Annotated in this window: 17 protein-coding genes and 2 tRNA genes; 6 read left to right on the top strand and 13 right to left on the bottom strand. The window is 34.8% G+C overall.

Annotation, left to right across the window (positions count from 1 at the left end; all coding sequences use genetic code 11):
- Positions 1-25: 25 nt before the first annotated feature.
- Positions 26-994, bottom strand: a complete 969-nt coding sequence (locus tag EKL96_RS10570; RefSeq protein ID WP_126461942.1) for an App1 family protein — start codon at positions 992-994, stop codon at positions 26-28.
- A gap of 64 nt (positions 995-1,058) precedes the next feature.
- Here EKL96_RS10570 and EKL96_RS10575 point away from each other — a divergent pair, with 64 nt between their 5' ends.
- Positions 1,059-1,958 carry a diacylglycerol/lipid kinase family protein gene (locus EKL96_RS10575; protein WP_126461945.1) on the top strand — a complete coding sequence of 300 codons (900 nt, stop codon included), beginning with the start codon at positions 1,059-1,061 and terminating at the stop codon, positions 1,956-1,958.
- Here EKL96_RS10575 and EKL96_RS10580 read toward each other — a convergent pair.
- On the bottom strand, positions 1,951-3,099 hold the full coding sequence (locus EKL96_RS10580; RefSeq protein ID WP_126461947.1) for a GNAT family N-acetyltransferase: 1,149 nt from the start codon (positions 3,097-3,099) through the stop codon (positions 1,951-1,953). The two genes, EKL96_RS10575 and EKL96_RS10580, sit on opposite strands and share 8 nt — an antisense overlap.
- Positions 3,100-3,273: 174 nt before the next feature.
- On the opposite strand from EKL96_RS10580, the gene EKL96_RS10585 reads away from it, so the two are divergent.
- Both EKL96_RS10585 and EKL96_RS10595 read left to right on the top strand, forming a co-directional pair.
- Complete coding sequence (locus EKL96_RS10585; RefSeq protein WP_126461950.1) at positions 3,274-3,549, top strand: 4a-hydroxytetrahydrobiopterin dehydratase; 276 nt, start codon at positions 3,274-3,276, stop codon at positions 3,547-3,549.
- Between the two features lie 351 nt (positions 3,550-3,900).
- Positions 3,901-4,755 carry a leucine-rich repeat domain-containing protein gene (locus EKL96_RS10595; RefSeq protein WP_126461956.1) on the top strand — a complete coding sequence of 285 codons (855 nt, stop codon included), beginning with the start codon at positions 3,901-3,903 and terminating at the stop codon, positions 4,753-4,755.
- A gap of 766 nt (positions 4,756-5,521) precedes the next feature.
- Here EKL96_RS10595 and EKL96_RS10600 read toward each other — a convergent pair.
- Positions 5,522-5,594, bottom strand: a tRNA-Met gene (locus tag EKL96_RS10600).
- 34 nt (positions 5,595-5,628) lie between these two features.
- Positions 5,629-5,701 (bottom strand) — tRNA-Met (locus tag EKL96_RS10605).
- Positions 5,702-5,819: 118 nt separating this feature from the next.
- Here EKL96_RS10605 and era point away from each other — a divergent pair.
- Together era and der are read left to right on the top strand one after the other, a co-directional pair.
- Complete coding sequence (gene era, locus EKL96_RS10610) at positions 5,820-6,701, top strand: GTPase Era (RefSeq protein ID WP_126452863.1); 882 nt, start codon at positions 5,820-5,822, stop codon at positions 6,699-6,701.
- Between the two features lie 272 nt (positions 6,702-6,973).
- Positions 6,974-8,284 (top strand): ribosome biogenesis GTPase Der, encoded by a 1,311-nt coding sequence (gene der, locus EKL96_RS10615; protein ID WP_126461959.1) that lies wholly within the window; start codon positions 6,974-6,976, stop codon positions 8,282-8,284.
- A gap of 122 nt (positions 8,285-8,406) precedes the next feature.
- Here der and EKL96_RS10620 read toward each other — a convergent pair whose 3' ends face one another.
- Positions 8,407-8,571, bottom strand: a complete 165-nt coding sequence (locus EKL96_RS10620; protein WP_233579294.1) for a hypothetical protein — start codon at positions 8,569-8,571, stop codon at positions 8,407-8,409.
- Positions 8,572-8,684: 113 nt separating this feature from the next.
- The gene (locus tag EKL96_RS10625; RefSeq protein WP_126461962.1) at positions 8,685-9,437 is read right to left on the bottom strand and encodes a DUF2490 domain-containing protein; all 753 of its coding nucleotides are present in this window, start codon (positions 9,435-9,437) and stop codon (positions 8,685-8,687) included.
- A 627-nt stretch (positions 9,438-10,064) separates the two neighbouring features.
- Between EKL96_RS10625 and EKL96_RS10630 the strand changes: the two genes are divergently transcribed.
- Entirely contained in the window at positions 10,065-12,887 is a 2,823-nt protein-coding gene (locus EKL96_RS10630; protein WP_126461965.1) for a T9SS-dependent M36 family metallopeptidase, read from the top strand.
- Between the two features lie 259 nt (positions 12,888-13,146).
- Here EKL96_RS10630 and EKL96_RS10635 read toward each other — a convergent pair whose 3' ends face one another.
- The 7 genes from EKL96_RS10635 to EKL96_RS10665 form a co-directional block, all read right to left on the bottom strand.
- On the bottom strand, positions 13,147-15,690 hold the full coding sequence (locus EKL96_RS10635; protein WP_126461968.1) for a TonB-dependent receptor: 2,544 nt from the start codon (positions 15,688-15,690) through the stop codon (positions 13,147-13,149).
- Between the two features lie 243 nt (positions 15,691-15,933).
- Positions 15,934-16,347, bottom strand: coding sequence for an RrF2 family transcriptional regulator (locus tag EKL96_RS10640; protein WP_126455363.1), 414 nt, complete (start codon positions 16,345-16,347; stop codon positions 15,934-15,936).
- Between the two features lie 187 nt (positions 16,348-16,534).
- The gene (locus tag EKL96_RS10645; RefSeq protein ID WP_126461971.1) at positions 16,535-17,329 is read right to left on the bottom strand and encodes a TPM domain-containing protein; all 795 of its coding nucleotides are present in this window, start codon (positions 17,327-17,329) and stop codon (positions 16,535-16,537) included.
- Positions 17,329-17,766: a TPM domain-containing protein gene (locus tag EKL96_RS10650; RefSeq protein WP_126455359.1), complete on the bottom strand. Its 438-nt coding sequence runs from the start codon at positions 17,764-17,766 to the stop codon at positions 17,329-17,331. Before EKL96_RS10650 ends, EKL96_RS10645 begins: the two co-directional genes overlap by 1 nt.
- 149 nt (positions 17,767-17,915) lie before the next feature.
- The gene (locus tag EKL96_RS10655; protein WP_126461974.1) at positions 17,916-18,503 is read right to left on the bottom strand and encodes a LemA family protein; all 588 of its coding nucleotides are present in this window, start codon (positions 18,501-18,503) and stop codon (positions 17,916-17,918) included.
- Positions 18,504-18,572: 69 nt separating this feature from the next.
- On the bottom strand, positions 18,573-18,905 hold the full coding sequence (locus EKL96_RS10660; RefSeq protein ID WP_126461977.1) for a MerR family transcriptional regulator: 333 nt from the start codon (positions 18,903-18,905) through the stop codon (positions 18,573-18,575).
- 76 nt (positions 18,906-18,981) lie between these two features.
- Complete coding sequence (locus EKL96_RS10665; protein ID WP_126461980.1) at positions 18,982-19,959, bottom strand: M23 family metallopeptidase; 978 nt, start codon at positions 19,957-19,959, stop codon at positions 18,982-18,984.
- Positions 19,960-20,100 lie beyond the last annotated feature (141 nt).

The raw sequence follows: 20,100 nt of genomic DNA on the forward strand, positions 1-20,100 counted from the left end.
GAGTTCCGGTTTTGGAGCTCTTTTTTTATTTAATAATCCCAATAGATTTTGAATGTGCAATAGCTTCACTACTGTTTTTGAAATAACAAATAGAAACTTTTAAGGTTTCTAAATTTTCCATAATTGTAATTATTTTTTCTTTTTTAGAAGTCCCAGTTTGTCGGATATAAACTGCTTTTACGGTAACTGGGAAAATTTTACAAATAGCTTCGTATAAATAGGGGTCATGTTGTGAATCATCCCCTAGAAGTACATACTCTAAATTGGGATAAAACTCTAGAATGTGTTTTATTTTGTCAAACTTGTGGTTGTGATCCCCACTTCCGGTGATGAAAAAATCAGCCAGGCTCGTCTTGATGTCTTTCAGTAATAAAACGGCTTTTGGAAGTTTATGAATTTCAGTGAATTGTATGACAAAACGATACAAATTCCATTCACTGCTGGAAACATAAAAGAACGCATTTAACTCGTGTTTGTTTGTTCTTCCTGCCGAACTCAAGGCTTGATAATGGGTAACTACATCATCAAAAGTTTTTCTTTTATATATGTTTTTAAACAATAAAACATATAATTTTTTTAAAGGATTCAGCGTGTGAGAAACTAAAAAAGTATCATCAATGTCAGAGATGATTCCCAGATTTCCTTTGTGTGGACGAATATAACTGTCTTTGGCTGTAATGGTTTCGTTATTATGAGTAATACTCACTTTATAATCAATCCAGCCATACTTAGAATCCTGATCTAGTGGCACGCAAAACTTAAAATAACCATCATTTAGTGTTCTGGTATGGATTTTGGAATTGTTTTGTTCTAAATACACATCAGCATTTGCTTGTGTCTTTATTTGAAACATTTTGATTACTGAAGTAGCATTTTTAAAGTTCTTTTTTTGAAAATTATATTCTTTAACTGTTGTTGGTTTGAACACATGCCCCATGACAATTAATTCTTGCTCATTAGCGTAGCCACGATATAATTTTAAAATTGGTTTCATTTATTGTAGTACTTTTGATTGGAGATGAATTTAATTAATTTTAATTAATAAAAGAAGATAAAGTTTGAGAAATAACATTATTGTTGTTGTTAATCCTATTTCCGGTGACATTGATAAATCTGAATTTATTGATGCTGTGGCACTTTTTGCTGAAAAAGAAAATTTTAATCCGGTAATTTATAATACCTCGGGAGTAAATGATATTGATAAAATAAAGGTGCTGTATCAAACCTACAAACCACAACGAATTATTATTACAGGGGGTGACGGAACCATAAAAATGGTAGCCGAAGCAATGGAAAATCAAGATGTAATTTTAGGAATTTTACCCGCCGGATCAGCTAATGGATTGGCAGTAGACTTGAATTTACCTGCCACACTGGAGGAAAACTTAGAAATTGCTTTTCACAATGAGTACATGATGATTGATATGATTTCTATTAATGGAAAAAAAAGTGTTCACCTAAGTGATATTGGACTTAATGCAGAATTGATTAAGAACTATGAAAAAAGTACGATTCGGGGAAAACTGGGGTATGCTTTGCAAGCGGTGTCTACTCTGATTGATTTAGATGAGCCTTTTTTTGCCACAATAACAGGTGATTTTCCCACTATTGAATGTGTAGCGAGAATGATTGTTATTGCCAATTCAAAAAAATATGGAACAGGAGTTTCTATTAATCCTAACGGACTAATGGACGATGGGAAATTTGAATTAGTGATCTTGAAAAATTTAGATTTAGTAGTGCTTGGGAAAATTATTACCGGAAATATAACAACAGATGATGCAGAAGATATAGAAATAATATCAGTAAAAAATGCTTTAATCACGACTAGTGTGCCGGTTAGCTTTCAAGTTGACGGTGAATATTGTGGATCCGAAACTAAGCTAAATGTCGAAATTTTACCCAAACACATGAAAGTTGCCGTACCATATACTGATCCAGATTATGGATTTATTTGAACGGATTGCGTTCTTGCCATTTGATTTTAGGTTCTAAATATTTGAATATCTTTGGCATAAAATGATTGGCAACCCTATTGCTGTGGCCTATTAATCCATACATTTTTATGGGCTTAGCGCCAACAGAACTTTTGATTTCCAAAGCAGTTCTTGCAAAGATAATTTCCTGAAAGCCTTTATTAATTGAATAGGCAATCATGTCATATAACATATTCAGGTACAGCATTTTCTCGCGCTGAACACTTTCATCATATCCCAGAAAGTAGGTATCCATTATGGAACCGTTTTTAATCAAAGTATTGAAACCTATTAGTCTGTCCTTTGAAAAATAACCATAAAAAAGAAATTTGTCTTTGAAAATTTCTTTAAAAATCCTAAAATGATTTTTTGGAAGAAAAAAAGTATTAAAGGGAGCATTTTTAGCCACATGAAGGTACAAATCATAAATCGTTTCTTCCAAGGCAATGATGTCTTCCAAGTGTAATTTTCTTTTTTCAATCTGATCTGCCTTCTTTCTTGCTCTTTTATATTGATCCCGGTATTTTTTTGAAAGAGAGTCAATATAATTTTGTTCTGTTTTCCAGGCTTCATTAATGGTGAAAACCATATTAGGCTGTGTCGAAAACGGATATTCATTTTTGAATTCCGGAATACGGAAGGTTTTGATTTCCTCGCAATTGAAATCTTTGTAGGTGGTAATGTGAATTTTTTTGCCTTTGGATTTAAAGCGTTGTTTTAATTCAGTTACAGCAGTATTCAATACTTGTAAAGCTCTCTTTTTATCAATGGTGTCTAACAAAGCAAAAGAATTTTGTCCGGTTAACATATTGTTGCCAATAACCAGTACATGAGATCCAAAGTTCCTGAAAACAAAATTTCGTACCGCTGTCTTGATACACTTATCGCGTTCTCCAAAAGATTCCAGTTTGTTTAAATCCAGAAATTGGGAAAGCGCAATCCCTACTAAAGTGTCATTTTCAAAGAGTCCAATATAATGACAAATCATGTTCTCAGGGGATGATCTTTCTAAAACATCCAGATATTTTTTGGATAAAAAAACAGTCGAAATCGCCATGTCATCCCAGTTTGAATGGAGCTGCGCAGTAGTAGTATAAATTTTAAAGGAGTATGCTGAATTCAAATTAAAAAGAAATATTTTTCGCCAAAATTAGTTAATAAAGTTAAATTATTTTTCAATATATCAAAATTTACTAACTTTATATTCCTGAAATTTGGATCTTCATAATTGTTTTAATCTGAATATTGTTTTACATCAGCAAGTTACAGGCAGATCAACCCATAAATAAATAAAAGTATGAAAAGGTACACCGAACAATCCATTCAATCAGAGTTGAAAAAATTGAAAGACTGGCAGTATATTAATAATGGAATTGAGAAAAAGTTTATGTTCCTGGATTTTACTCAAGCCTTAGGTTTTATAGTTCAAGTAGGAATAAAAGCGGAGAAAAAAAATCATCATCCGGAATTATTCAACGTGTATAATAAAGTAACCATTCGACTGACTACTCATGATGCAGATGGTGTAACGGATAAGGATCTTGATTTGGCAAAAGCCATCGAAGAGCTTTAGGGAATGTAGTTTTATTGTTGTTGTTGTTGTTGTTGTTGTTGTTGTTGTTGTTGTTGTTGAATTTTGGGGCAAATTACTACTCTCATATTTGTGAAATATCCATCCAAAATATACTGCCAGTCAGGTGTTTTGTAATTTATTTTGTCCTGATGAAGCTAAATTTAATTAGAATTGTTCTAAGAAAAAGGAAGTTCAATCATTGACAGAGTAGTTATAGAACGCACTCTAAAAAATATTTTGCTGTAAGAGATATCTCTATTTAAAATTATAAAACATGTATTTCATCGGTTTTATTTGCTGATTAACTAGAAACCATCTATTTTAGGGATGTAAAAGACTAAATTTAAAGGGATGAAAAGTGTAACTACTCTGTTTTTAATCATTTTTTTTTCATGTTCAATGTTGGCCGATGTATCTGATCAGGAGAAAGATGCCTTAGTGAAACTGTACCAGTCCACTAGTGGAAGTCAGTGGCATGTCAAGTGGGATTTATCATCACCTGTTACCACTTGGTATGGCATAAAAGTACAAGACGAAAAAGTGATTGCAGTACATCTAGCTGATAATAATTTAGTGGGTGAAATTCCAGCTGAAATTGTTAATCTCGTAGGTCTTCAAGAGTTGGATTTACACAAGAACCAAATATCAGGTTCGATTCCTTTTTTTATTGGAAAATTAAAAGAAATGAAAGTATTGAACCTTTCTTTTAATAAGTTGTCAGGAACAATTCCTTCCTCTATTTGTGAAATGAGTAATTTGAAAGACTTAGAGTTGTATATGAATGCGCTTTCAGGGGAATTGCCCATGCAAATAGGATCCTTGAAACAGTTAGAAATACTATCATTATTTAACAACGAAATTATAGGGGAAATTCCAAATTCTTTATATGATTTAAAAACGTTAAAAATATTGCTCTTAAATAGTAATAAACTTTCGGGAGTATTAAGTAGTGAAGTGGTAAACATGACAGCACTTGAAAATCTTAGTTTATTTGACAACAAAATGAACGGTCAAGTGCCAATAGAATTAGAAAAATTAGAAAATCTTAAAGAAATGAATATTTCATACAATAGATTTAATGGAGTAGTGTCTAAAGATTTAGCAGTTTTAGATGTGTTAAATATGACAATGTTGAATGACAAAGGCGTTGCAGTGCTATTAGAAGTTACGACCAATAGAAACTCAGCTATTGTTTCGGAGGATTAATTTTAAATAAAATAACCGCTTAGTATCTTTTAATAAATTGAATTTAGTTGATTTTGGATAGGTTGATTTTAGTAAACGTAGTTGGTAAAAAACCTGTGTGACTTATCACGCAGGTTTTTTTTAGTTTTAAAATGCTTTACGGATTCGTGTATTAGTTGTCTGTTTTGATCTATTCCTTTTAAATATTTGGGAAGTTTTTTGGATCTCTATTGTTTGAATTTCTTAGTTGTTTTTGGTTATTCTAATGAAAAAACAAATCGGTCAACACCTTTCTTGATGTTTCCATTTCAAAATGAGTTCTCCATTAGTTAGCTTAGACTTATTTCTTTAGTGGATAGGTTTCTTACTCCATGAGGTTCTGTTTTGAAGTTCAAAAAGTAGCATTCCGAAAAATAAATTAAAAACTAAAAAAAGCATATTCTTAAGACAAAAGCCAGTCTGTATTTTCAAATGACCTTTTTTAATTTTCCCCGTGTGTCTTTATCTAACAATTACCTGGCGCTCTTTATCCAGTAATTGTTCCTCGCCTTGTTCTAGTGATTTAAATAAGGAGTTCTCTAAATGCAAATTGACATTTACTTCATACCATCGACCAAGGAATAAAATCTCTTTATAATAGAGCCTTTCGTGCAAGGTCTGATTGCTGTCAATAGAGGAACTTTCCTTGTAGGGCTTGCCATATTTGAGTTAATCTCAGTGTTTGTAGGGGTTGAGGAAGGGTTTAAAAATGAAAAAACCCATCAAAATGTTGATGGGTTTCTCTCAGTAGCGGGAACTGGACTCGAACCAGTGACCTTCGGGTTATGAGCCCGACGAGCTGCCTACTGCTCTATCCCGCGATGTGCGTTTGTAATCTCAATACGATTAACTTAGTAGCGGGAACAGGACTCGAACCTGTGACCTTCGGGTTATGAGCCCGACGAGCTGCCTACTGCTCTATCCCGCGTTGTTTCGAGTGCAAATGTACAACCAAATTTAATAAATTCAAACATAAATTTTAAAAAATGTTTTATTTCGTCTATTGACTTGATATGTCTACCTTTGCACAATAAATTATATTAGAAATGTCACATAAAGCAGGTTTTGTAAACATCATAGGAAATCCAAATGTTGGGAAATCAACATTAATGAATGCCTTTGTTGGAGAACGATTGTCCATAATTACTTCAAAAGCACAAACAACACGCCATAGAATTCTTGGAATTGTAAACGGGGAAGATTTTCAATTGATCTTGTCAGATACGCCAGGAATTATAAAGCCTGCCTATGAAATGCAGGCATCTATGATGAATTTTGTGAAGTCTGCTTTTGAAGATGCTGATATCTTGATTTATATGGTCGAAATTGGAGAGCAGGATTTGAAAGATGAAGCTTTCTTTAATAAAATTATTCACGCCACAATCCCGGTTCTGCTTTTATTGAATAAAATTGATACTTCAAACCAAGTGCAGCTAGAAGAGCAAGTTGCTTTTTGGGCAGCGAAAGTTCCAAACGCAGAAATTTTTCCAATATCTGCTTTGCAGAATTTTAATGTGCCGGAAGTTTTTGGACGTATCATTGAGTTATTACCGGAATCACCGGCGTATTACCCGAAAGATCAATTGACAGACAAACCAGAACGTTTCTTTGTGAATGAAACCATCCGGGAGAAAATATTATTGAATTATAGTAAAGAAATTCCATACGCTGTAGAAATTGTTACCGAAGAGTTTTTTGAGGATGAAAACATCATCAGAATCCGTTCTTTGATTATGGTGGAGCGCGAAACCCAAAAAGGAATCATCATCGGACATAAAGGAGCTGCTTTGAAGAAAGTTGGAATGGAAGCTCGTGCCGACTTGGAGAAGTTTTTCGGAAAACAAATCCATATTGAATTGTACGTAAAAGTCAACAAAAACTGGCGTAGCAACGTTAATATGTTGAAACGATTTGGGTATAATCAATAAGTTCAGTGTTCAGTTTATTAGCGCTCAGCTCTAAAAACTTTCCGATAAATAATATTAGAATTCGAAATGCCCTAGCCCAGATGGGAACGGCATCCTTTTATGTTTTTCTTTAAAACATAAAAGATAGAGTGGACAGCTGGAAATAGCTCCTAAAAAGGCATTGAAATTTAGTTTGAAGGCGTGCAGTTAGTGTGCTTTTTTGCTGAATACTCAAAACTGGTCACTACAAACTAAAAAAAGCATACCTTTGCAAAATATTTGAAAATAGGATTATGAATAACATTGTTGCGATAGTAGGAAGACCTAATGTAGGGAAATCAACCCTTTTTAATAGGCTGATACAAAGAAGAGAAGCTATTGTAGATTCTGTTTCGGGAGTGACCCGTGACAGAAACTACGGAAAAAGCGAATGGAACGGAAAAGAGTTTTCTGTAATTGATACCGGCGGATACGTGCGTGGTTCTGATGATGTTTTTGAAGGAGAAATCCGTAAACAAGTCGAACTTGCAATAGATGAGGCTGATGTTATCATTTTTGTGGTAGATGTAGAGGAAGGAATTACTCCAATGGATGATGCCGTTGCACGATTGTTGCGTAAGGTGACAAAACCAGTTTTACTGGCTGTAAACAAGGTAGATAATTCCATGCGTGAGAAAGATGCGATTGAGTTTTACAACCTTGGTTTAGGAGAATATTATACGTTTGCCAGTATTTCAGGAAGTGGAACTGGTGATTTATTAGATGCATTAATTGATGCTTTTCCTATAAAACCAGAGCCAACTCAGGAAGAAGTTGTATTGCCTCGTTTTGCAGTGGTTGGACGTCCTAATGCTGGAAAATCAAGCTTTATCAATGCTTTAATTGGTAAAGACAGGTATATTGTTACAGATATTGCGGGAACAACTCGGGATGCAATTGATACAAAATTTGACCGTTTTGGTTTCGAATTTAACTTAGTGGATACTGCGGGTATTCGTCGTAAAGCGAAAGTGAAGGAAGATTTAGAGTTTTACTCAGTAATGCGTTCGGTTCGTGCGATTGAGCATGCGGATATTTGCATTTTGATTATTGATGCCACGCGTGGATTTGAAGGTCAGGATCAAAGTATATTCTGGTTGGCTGAGAAAAACCGTAAAGGAGTTGTAATATTAGTAAACAAATGGGATTTAGTCGAAAAAGAAACGATGTCAACTCGGGATTATGAAGCTAAAATCAGAGAAGAATTGATGCCATTTACGGATGTGCCTATTCTTTTTGTTTCGGCTTTGACCAAACAGCGTTTGTTAAAAGCATTAGAAGCAACCGTCAAAGTATTTGAAAACAGAAAACAGCATATTGCAACTTCAAAATTCAACGAATTTATGTTGAAAGTGATTGAAGCCTACCCGCCACCGGCAACAAAAGGGAAGTATGTAAAAATTAAATACTGCATGCAGTTGCCAACACCTACACCACAATTTGTGTTTTTTGCTAATATGCCACAATATGTAAAAGAACCATACAAACGTTATCTGGAGAATAAAATTAGAGAAAACTGGGACTTTTCAGGCGTTCCAATCGATATTTATATTAGAGAGAAATAAAAAAAATCCCGATTTTATCGGGATTTTTTTTGCATAAAATGGATTTGAGCAATTAACGTTTTTCTTCTTCAAAAGTTTCCGTAGGATGGTCACTGTACCAATATTTGAATGTTTTTATAGTTTTAATCGTCAGCTAGAACGGTGTAAACCATAAATAGGATTAATGGTATACTTACGCAATGTCGGATCATTAAAATTGGCAAAGGAATAGTGGTCTGACATAAACCGGCAAATACAAAAACGTAAATGGTGGTAAACCACACGAGTTTAATTGCGAAATTTTTCATGGCTATATCTTTTAATTAAAGACACATCTTAAATTCTAAATATTTAGTTAATATACTTATAATCAGTACTTAAAATATGATTATTTAGTATTTTTAGTGAAAATATATACGTACTAATAGTTCTTTCGGTTCTTTTTTTGGAGTCTTATTTTATGCAATATACTGAATCGGATAATATTTCTATTGAAATAATCAATTCCGTTGGATCGCTGCTGAAAACTGTTTAAATAGCCCAATTCTAAAGCAATATTCGGATTAAAACCATATTGCAGAGCGATGTAAATTCGGTTTTGGTCAAACGTATTTTTGATGATTTTTTTTCCAAAATTAACCATTACTTCATCAGATAATATTGCTTTGACAAAGTGTTTTTCTTTTTTCCAAAAGGTATAATCCCCTTGAAGTCTATATCTGAACCTCCATGAAAACGAGGTTCCCGGCGATAAAGCAGTCTTGCTAGCGTTATGAATAAAACGTTCTTCTAATTGAAAACGTTGATGGAAAGTTACTTTACCTATGATTTTTTTCCATGTAATGTCCTGTTGCCCTCTATATTCCGGGATTTCAAAATCAAAATTAATTTCAGGAACCTGCGTGTCAACAGAGAAATAAGCAAAACCGACTCCAGTTTCCAGATGATCATTAATTTTATAACGTCCTTGAACACGAATAACATATAAATTTTCAGCAATAGGCTTTACAAAAAGACGATTGTCAAATTCAGAATGCAGAGACCACTTCTCGTTTAACGATAATTGGTTGTAATAGCGTGTCCAAAGAATACTTTGATGATCCACTATTTTGCTGCTTTGTCCTTGGCAGCCCAGTGACACAAATAAAAACAAGATAATTCTAATGGTTTTCACTAAATTTTATTTCAATTAAGGCAAATTTAAACAAAGTCTAGTATTTCTATAGGAGATATTTTATTTTATTTTATGAAATATTTTAAAACTGGTATGCATTCAAAATAAGGTACTAACAATCTGGTTATAATTAAGTGCGTTAATGTTTTTGTAAGTAATTCATCAATACTTTTTTACTTCGTTATAGTGCAGGTAAAACTTATGAAAACTTGGGTGTAGAACCTAGTGGTTTTATGTCATTTGTACTCATTGAGGCCAAGTATATAGCTATTTAACACTGTTGCATTAGATATGGATAGCATTTTGTAGTCTTCAAAACAGTATAAATCAGTTTGTTTTTAAAAGAAATAAAACTGATAGGTAAGTTTAGCCTTTAGTTTTAATCGCTAGAATTTTGAATAGCCTAAAATTGCCTTTTATAAACGTGTACAAATATGTTTTTGGCATTGCTGAAAAATATTTTTTTCTTTTATTTTAGTGTAATAAATTGCTATTTACCTGATTTTTTACGTTTAAATATAAATTATTAGTTTTTTATTTCAAATTATACGCTAAAATTTATTAAATCAAATTTCATAATTTACATTCGTTTTAGATTTGAATTAAGTAATTAAAAATCTGCTAATTATGAGAAACCTTTACTCTGTTTTTTTGTTTTGTTATTTTTTAACACTGAGCACCATAGGTCATGGTCAAGATAAAAAAGATATTATAAAAAACTATCTGCTTGTGAATTTTGCAAGTTTAAATTTATCTGCTACAGATGCCAATCAATTTACCATAACCAGTTATGGGACGCTTAAAAACCCGGATTATTTAATTGCGTATCTGCAACAAGAGGTAGGAGGGGTTAAAATTGCAAATACAGCAGCCACAGTGCTTTTAAAAAACAATGTGGTTACTAGTTTTAAGCATACTTTTGTGAAAAATATATACGGAAACATCAGTAGTAGCAATGCTAGTTTGACCGCAGCTCAGTCCGCACGAAAGGCGATCAGTGAGTTAGGATTGAGCAATACTGCCGGAGTTAGTGTAGTGAATTATGCTACTAAATCAGATCTTAAGCCTTCGGAGCTAGAGACAAGCAATTTTGAAGCTCCATTAAATTATTTTAAGAATTCTACCGGTACTTTCGTATTGTCCTATGAGATTATTGTTAAAGATCCAGCCTCGCATTGGTGGCAAACAAAGATCAATGCTTCTAATGGGACACTTTTAGAGAAATCCGATTTAATGATCAGTTGTAATTTTGATATACCTGTTGTAACTGATGAGAAACCTGTGAATCAAAGGAGTCACAAGAATCACAGCCATAGCTATGAAAAAGACAATCTTTTTTTTAATTTTAAAAAAGATAGTAAAAATGTTATTGTACTCGATTCGAAATCTAATGTAGCACTTTCTGCTACGGATGGATCTAAATACAATGCTTTTCCTTTGGGTGTTGAGACTCCCAATCATGGCAGCAGGACTATGATTAATAATCCAGCACGTATCGGTACACAAAAAGCAGGAAGTGCTGTCCCTTCACCGGAAGGCTGGCATGAATTTGGTGGAAAAATAGAATCCAAGACGCTTGGTAATAATGTCCAGTCCTATGAAGATGGAGGCAATATTAACGGGCCAGCGACCGAAGATTCTTTTGCTGCGCCCAGCAGTATAGGTACGCTGAGTTTTGACTACCCTTTAGATTTAGGCAAGGCTCCGATAGCCTATCAAAAAGTTGCAATTGTCAATTTATTTGTTTGGAACAACTACATGCATGATGTTTCCTATGCCTATGGTTTTGACGAAACGAATGGGAATTTCCAGGAGGGTGACTACGATCGTTTTGCTGGACCTACCAGCGCAACCATTAATGATTGGGATGGAGATGAAGTACAGGCCGAAGCTCAGGATGGTAGTGGACTTAATAATGCTAATTTTGGTACTTTGATTGATGGATTTGAGCCAACAATGCAAATGTTTTTATGGGGCGCATCTCCTTTTGGAGAGTTTCTTGATGTCATTCCTCCAAGTGCAACTGAACTTCGGAAATCATATGCATCCGTGCGCTTTCCATTTGTAGCTATTCCTAGAGAAGGGGATCCTTCTCTTGACAGCAGATTAGTTCTTGTAGAAGATGACGGGACTCCATGGGTTTCAACTAACTCCACTCCCCCCGGTACACCAGCACAGAGTCCTGATCCTAGGGATGGATGTACAGCTTATACAGCTGCTGGTGCGGTTGCAGTTAAAGGTAAAATTGCTGTTATCATCCGTGGTAATTGTCCATTTGTTGATAAAATTACAATAGCGCAGGACAATGGTGCTATTGGTGTCATAATCATTAACAACGCTCCAAACGCTGGTCCAGTAAATGGAGGCGGTGTACCATACAAAACGATTACAATCCCCACAGTAGGTTTGTCTTTTGAGGACGGAAAGATATTACTAGACAAAATGGCAACAGAACCTGTTTTCGGCCGGTTAGTTGACAGAGGTCCTCTTGCTAATTTGATCAATAGAGATGGTGATTTGGATCAAGGAATAATTGCTCATGAATATGGGCATGGAATATCAACACGGTTAGTTGGAGGTCGAAATCGTTTTGATTGTTTATTGAGTCAAGCTTATGAAGAGCAAATGGGAGAAGGTTGGTCTGACTTTTTTGGACTTATAATGACCCAAAAAATAAACGATACCCCCGAACAAAAAAGAGGGATTGGAACCTATGTACAGTTTCAGGGTATCGAAGGGCCTGGTATACGTCCTTCTCCATATTCTACTGATATGTCAATCAATGATTATACTTATGCTGATATTGCGAATCCTGCAATAAGCGTACCTCATGGTGTAGGATTTGTTTGGTCAACTATGATTTGGGATATGTATTGGGCTTTTATCGGTAAGTATGGTTTTGATCCGGATATTTATTATGGTACAGGTGGAAATAATATGGCTATCCAATTAGTAATGGATGGTTTAAAATTAATTACATGTGGTAATGTTGGATTTGTAGAGGGAAGAAATTCAATTATACAGGCTGATGCTGTGCTCTATGGTGGTGCAAATGAATGCTTGATACGTGCGGTATTTGCCCGACGAGGGGTTGGGGCTTTAGCGCAACAAGGAACCTCAGAAAGAAGGAATGATCAGGTGGAAGATTTTACTGTTAACGTTCCTTTAATAGGGGTTTGTGGTAATTTAACCCTTTTGGACAACACAGAAATTTTATTCAGCATTTATCCTAATCCAATGAGTTCTGAGCTGTTTATCAGATCAAATAAAAATGCGGGGAAGGCTGTAGTCTCTATATTTGATATGAACGGAAGACAATTAATAGAGTCTAAAATGGACTTAGGTTTCCAATCTAGGGTAGACACGGGTAATCTGGTTCAAGGGGTTTATATTGTCACTATAAAATTAGAAGATGGTACAAGCTACAGTCAGAAGTTAATTAAAAAATAAGAACCTTCAATGGTTTTTTCAATGAGCCTATGTATATTGAACTGCCCTCAAAAAGTTAGTCGCTTTTTTGGGGCAGTTTTTTTGTATAACAAATGCCGCACAAAAAAAACAGAGTATATGCTGCTTTAGAGGACAAAATAGTTCAACATTAAAGGTTTAAAAATGTAAAAGAATTAATACGGTTCGTTTTATTTGCATATCTAGCACAATCAAAACTCAGTTTTACTGGTGCTGTTATGCTTGTTTATATTTAGTGCTACTATAACGAATAACGAAGTGTAATACCATACGTTCTTTGATCGCCTAATACCCCTGCATATTGTCCTGAATTTCCACCCGCCGGTAATAGTTGTTCGTAGTACTCTTTGTCTAAAAGGTTACGTCCCCAGAATTGTACCGACAAACCATCTGTTGCCCGGAAACCTACACGAGCATTAAATAAGGCATAACCCTGAACGACTAAATATTTTGAAGCTGATGGACTAGAAGAGAATTCAGAACGGGCATAAGAATCGATTCCAAAGAATATTTTTCCTGTATTTCCAAAAAATTTGGCATTATCTGAAAGTTCACCTCCTAAAGATCCTGCCCATTTTGAAGCACCAGGTAAAGCAGTTCCGGAAACATCTTTAAAGGATACTGCTGCTCCTGTTTGTTCTAACGGAAGGGGTGCATTTATAAATTTGACATATTTACCGTCTGTATAGGTCGCTGCTCCATTGATGGTTAAATGTTTGTTGATTACAAAACTGGCGTCTAATTCTACCCCTTTTACCTCTACTTTATCTGCATTGGCAAGATAGCCACGGTTTATACCTAATTCAGCGGCCTGTACATTGGTTTGAAAATCTTTGATATCGGTATTAAAGAAGGTAAAATTGAATATTGAGTTTTTAAACGGTGCTGTTTTTACTCCAATTTCATAATGATTTACTTCTTCCGGTTTAATTACTGCAAGTTCAAGAATTGGTTGCCCGGCAAGAGTAGGTAATCCAGCTACGTTTACTCCAACGGGTTTGTAGCTTTTTGCAAAAGTCGCATACACATTAATCTTGTCAGTAGCTTTAAAAGAAACGGTTATATTTCCAGAAAAATTAATATTATTTGTATTAGATAAAAAAGACTGATCCGTATAAACTAATTTTTTCAAGGCAATTAAGGCTGGATCATTCGTTTGAAGTCCTCCATATGTGATACGGTTGTAAGTAGCGTCTTTTTTGTCAAAATTATAACGTAAACCTGGTAATACATGTAAACGTTCTGTTATTACCCAGTCTAACTGACTAAATACTGCCGCACTGGAAGCTCTAATGCGGGCATCGGTTTTGATCCCATATCCTTCAAATAGGCCAGGTGTCTTCCATAAATTACTGGTAGTACTTTGCGCAAATCGCCATTGTGCATTACCGGATTCTTCTGTACCATCTGTTTGTGATGTTTGGTCAATAAAAAATAAACCTACTACACCGCTTAATTTTGAGGTAAGCTGACCTGCATAGCGTACTTCTTGTGTTATTTGTGTCTGTCTGGTTGGGTTTTGCGATTTGGCTAATACTTGTAATCCTGTAAAATCCCTATCGTTTGATGGATCCCAATTCCAAAAACGCCAAGCTGTTGTTGCCGTAAGTGTCCCATTACCAATTTTTGTATCTATGTTAAGAGATATTCCTCCCATATCTTGTCCTGAACGCCATGGCGTATCGTGATCAATTTTACGATCAAACGCATTTAAACTTGGCAGTTGATAATTCAAATCAGCAATAATAGCATCAAATTGACGGTAAGCCGCTCTTTCTGTTGGTGCGACACCCGCAACTACCTGAGCATATCCATCTGGACGTTGTATTGTTATATCTGCAGCTAATATGATATTTGTTCTTTCAAAAGGAGTATAAAGTAATTGTCCTCTAATTCCTTGATTGTTTAATGTGTTTGTAGGTTTTTCAGTAACAACATTATGGATTAAACCGTCACGTTGCGTACCGGAAAATGAGATTCGACCGGCGATTTTTGAACTCAAAGCTCCAGTAACCGAAGCTTTAGCTTGCAAAAAGTTGTAATTTCCGTAGGTCACTTCAAAGGTAGCATCTGGAATAAAACTTGGTTTACGTGTAGTAATGTTAAAGGCACCCGAAGTGGTGTTTTTACCAAACAAAGATCCTTGTGGACCACGCAATACCTCAATTTGTTCGACATCGATAAAATCTAAAGTGGTTGCAGCTGGACGTGCATAATAAACGCCATCAACGTAGAAACCAACACCCGGATCGATTCCGTCATTTGTAAGTCCAAAAGGAGAACCTAGGCTTCGAATATTAATTCCGGTATTCCTGGGGTTTGATGAATACAATTGAACGGATGGGACAAGTTCTTTTATGCGATTAACGTTAAAAGCTCCAGATTGTTCTGCCTGTTTTCCCGTTATTACGGAGATTGCAATTGGCACATCTTGTACTTTCTCTATCCGGCGTCTTGAAGAAACGACCACCTCGACCAATACATTTTCTTCAGTAAGATTTATTTGTAATGTAGATATCGGTAAGGAAGTAATTTCTATTTCTGCGGTTTTATATCCCACATATTGAACTAAAAGAGTTAAAGGGAATTTTCCTTTCGAGTCAATCGTAAATTTTCCGCTAGAATCTGTAATTGTGTTAGAATCTGTTTCTTTTAGTACAATATTTGCGGCTTCTAATGGTATGTTTAGGTTTGTTGTAATTACACCTTCAATGTTTTGCGCAAATGATATTGAGAACGTTAAAACGGATAGTATTACAAGGGTATTATTTATATAATTTTTCATTTAAAGTAAGTATATGTAATTAGTAGAATTTAATTTAAATTTTTTTTACTAACACATACACATCATTTGAGAGCTCTTTTTTGTAATTATAATTAGTTGATTTTTGCGGGATTTTCTATTCAAAAAAGCAAACTTACTTCGGTACGTTTTCATACTTTTAAATTTGTATTGTTAATGATATATTAAATTCGAGGCAAATATATAATTAATTCTATAAAATTAGTAGAGTTTAAATGATGTTTTTTATTTTTTTACCAATGAAGCAATAGTGATGCCTTCCATAGCCTTTAAAGTTTCTTCTCTAATACTAATCAATCCGTGTCTTAGTAGGCATTCCGATTCATTAACGCAATCAGAACAACGTTCGTAAAAATTCAATGAGGCACAAGGTAGCAGGGCAATTGCACCATCAAAAAGCCTGTGAATATCGGCTAAAGTAATGTCATTTTTAGATTTTAAAAGATAATAACCGCCAAATTTCCCTTGTTTGCTCCCTACGAAATGGCCACGCTTTAAATCCAATAGAATCTGTTCCAAAAACTTTTTTGGAATAGAGGCTGCCTCGGCAATTTCGATAGTTCGAGAAATATGGGTTTCTTCTTGTTGCGCTAAAAACAGCAGTGCTTTTAGCGCATATTTGGCTTTATGTGAAAGCATGTAATGTCATTGATTGATTAATTTGGCTACTAATTTGGATTATTGCTATTCTGTAAATAGGTTTCAAAAAAATGAGCTAAATTATTGGTATTTAAAAAGAAATCTACTTTTTTGGGTTGGGTATTAATCACGGTTGTATTTGTTTAATAAACAAGGTTTTAATGCGGAAACACATCCCAGCCCTAAGTTACCAACTACCACTTGATCCGCCACCAGAGAATCCCCCGCCACCAAAACCGCCACCAAAACCACCTCCAGAAGAGCCTCCACCGCCAAAACCGCCGCCACCTCTGCCACCGGCAAGACTGCTTAAAATAATAACGTCGAGTAGACTTGGACCGCCGCCACCGGAATTTCCTGAATTTCCACCCCCTTTATTTCGGGATATTAATACCAGTATCACGATCACAATAACTATAATAGGAAGGATCGGGAATTCTTTTTCTTTTGGTGTTTGTTTGCGAACACCTTTGTATTTGCCTTTAAAAACATCAATTAAGGCATCTGTTCCTTTGTCTAATCCACTGTAATAGGTTCCTTTTTTAAATTCTGGAATGATTATATTCCGGATTATTTCTCCACCAGTTCCTGCGGTAAGCCTGTCTTCTAGACCATAACCAGGGTTTATTGCAATTTTTCTTTCGGTTTTAGAGAGTAAAATAATGACACCATTGTCTTCTTTTGCAGTTCCTCCAATTCCCCAATTTTGTGCCCACCGGGTAGCTAATTGACTTACATCTTCCCCTTTTAGGCTTTCTATAGTGATCACTACAATTTGAGTTGTGGTAGAATCAGAGTATTTAATCAGTTTTTCTTCTAATTGTGCTTTTTCTGTGGCACTTAAAACCTTGGCATAATCGTAAACAGAGGTTTGTAACGTTGGTTTTTCAGGTATGGTAAATTGCGCAAAACTAACTTGTGTAAATAACAGATAAACAAACAACTTTAGGCAAATTAGGGTATTCTTTTTTTGTAATAGCATTATCCTTTAGATATTTCGTTTGATAATTCATTCGTGTCTCCCTCTTGCCAAGGAAAATAACTTTGTAATTGTTCACCGGCTCTGGTGATTCCGTCAATAAGTCCTTGCTTGAAATTCCCGGTTTTAAACTGAACGACCATTAGATCCCGTGTACAATTCCAAAAGTCATCTTGAACAACATCATTGATGCCTTGGTCTCCACAAATTACAAATTGGTGATCATCAACAGCTAAATATATTAAAACACCATTTTTAAGTTCGGTTTCATCCATTTTAAGTTCATGAAAAACGTCTCTGGCTCGTTCATACGCATCCATGGAAGTTGTTTTTTCTATGTGAACTCTAATCTCACCAGAAGTGTTTTTTTCAGCCATGCGAATAGCTTCAACAATCTCCTGTTCGTTTTCCGGGGTTAATAATTCTGCTACTTTTGACATTGAAATATTTTTGAGTTAAGATTAACGATTTTTGATTTCAGAATTGTTGAACCTGAAATCAAAAATTGTTAATTTTTAAAGGTTTTTTCTTTAATTTAAATTTATTTTATTTTGACTTCTAAAAAGATAAAAAGTCTAATAATCTAACTTTAGAATTTTACTTCAACAGGTGCATCCGCTCCCTCAACAGCAGTAAAATATGCTTTGTCTTTGAATCCAAACATTCCTGCAAATAAGCTGTTTGGAAACGTTTTAATGTGTGAATTATAAGGTTTAACTGCTTCGTTAAAACGCGTTCTTGACGTTAAAATTTGATTTTCTGTGCTAGCTAATTCATCTTGTAATTTCAAGAAATTCTGGTTGGCTTTCAGCTCAGGATAGCGCTCTACTGATACTAACAATCGAGACAAAGAACTACTTACACCACTTTGTGCTTTGTTGAATTCAGCTAATTTTTCCGGTGTGATGTTCGTTGGGTCAATAGTAGTTGAGGTAGCTTTGGCACGTGCCTCAATAACAGCAGTCAAGGTACTTTTTTCAAAATCAGCAGCACCTTTTACAGTATTTACTAGATTTCCAATCAGGTCATTTCTTCTTTGGTACGCCGTTTGTACATCTCCCCACGATTGTTCTACTGTTTGGTTCATTGTTACCGCAGTATTATTGATCCCTTTAATCCAGCTGTACATACCAATAATAATAACTCCTACGATAATCCAAGGCAAAAATCTTTTCATCTTTGTTTAATTTAATGTTTGTTGTTTAATTTTAATTGTAAATAGTAGGATCCCTGTTTTGTTTTGGGATTACAATTCGTTTTTAATATTTGTTAATTGTGTGCGTATCGTTTCTAATTTCCTGATTATTTCAAACTTGTCCAAAGCCTTCTTTTGTCCTTCCTTCAAATGGGTTTTAGCCCCTTCCAGCGTAAAACCTCTTTCCTTGACTAAATGATAAATCAATTGCAAATTAGTGATATCCTCGGGTGTAAACATGCGATTGCCCTTGGCATTTTTTTTTGGTTTCAAAATATCAAATTCATTGTCCCAAAAACGTATCAGCGAGGCGTTCACGTCAAATGCTTTGGCTACTTCGCCAATGCTGTAATATCTTTTGTCTTTAGAAAGTTCAATGTGCATATTTTTTATTTTAATCTTTTCTGAACACTTCTTTTATAAACTGTTACGACTGAATACTGAACACTTTGTTAAAGCATTAATCTAACGATTGATTCTCTTGATTCGCTAATTGTGCTATAGCAACATACTCTACTGCCGAAATGTTTCCATAATAAAAATTAAGCGGATTTACCACTTTGTTATCTTTATGAACTTCATAATGCAAGTGCGGTGCTTCAGATCTTCCGGTACTTCCCACATATCCTATGACATCTCCGCGTTTTACACGCTGTCCAGCTCGTATTTTATATTTACTCAAATGCGCGTATAATGTTACGTATCCAAATCCATGCCGAATTACAATATGATTTCCATATCCAGAGGCCCTATTGTCGGCGGTTATTACAATTCCGTCTCCAGTGGCATAAATTGGAGTTCCTGTTTTGGCCGTAAAGTCCATTCCCTCATGCATTTTTCTTACTTTTGTAAACGGATCTGTTCGATAACCAAAACCAGATGCCAGTCGTTTTAAATTTTCATTTCGCACTGGCTGAATGGCAGGAATGGCAGACAAAAAATCACTTTTAGCATCTGCCATTTTCAAAATGACATCCAGTGATTTGGATTGAATGGCGAGTTCCTTACTTAATACATCAATTCTTTTGGTGGTATTCAGTACCAACTGGGAATTGTCATATCCCTCTAGTACTTTATACCTGTTTATTCCCGGTAATCCCGCTTTCCGGACAGAGTCAGGAATTGCTGTTTTATTGAAATATACCCGATACAAATTATTATCTCTGTCTTCAAGAGCCTCAACTACGCTATTTACCTGATCCATTTTTTTATTTAAAATCGCATAATTCAATCTTAAATTTTCAATTTCACGAGCCTGCAACCGATCTTTAGGCGTTTCAAAATAAGGGGTGTTCAATAATACAATAAAACTCAAAAAACCAAATAATATCGAGGCCAGCAAAAACAGAATGATAACACCAAATTTTCTTCTTTTTCGAGTTTTTATTTTCCTATACGCTAAATTTTCAGAATCGTAATAATATTTTACTTTCGACATATTTTAAAATACCCTATTTTTGCACACTGTAAAAGGTTAGACGAACAAATTTAAGAAATGTTTCATTTGTTACACCCTTTTTTCAATAATAAATAAAATAATGTGCCTATTCCAGCTATTTGTTGCAAGTTCTCGTTTATA

This window comes from Flavobacterium sp. LS1R10, from assembly GCF_003968825.1.
GTDB lineage: Bacteria > Bacteroidota > Bacteroidia > Flavobacteriales > Flavobacteriaceae > Flavobacterium.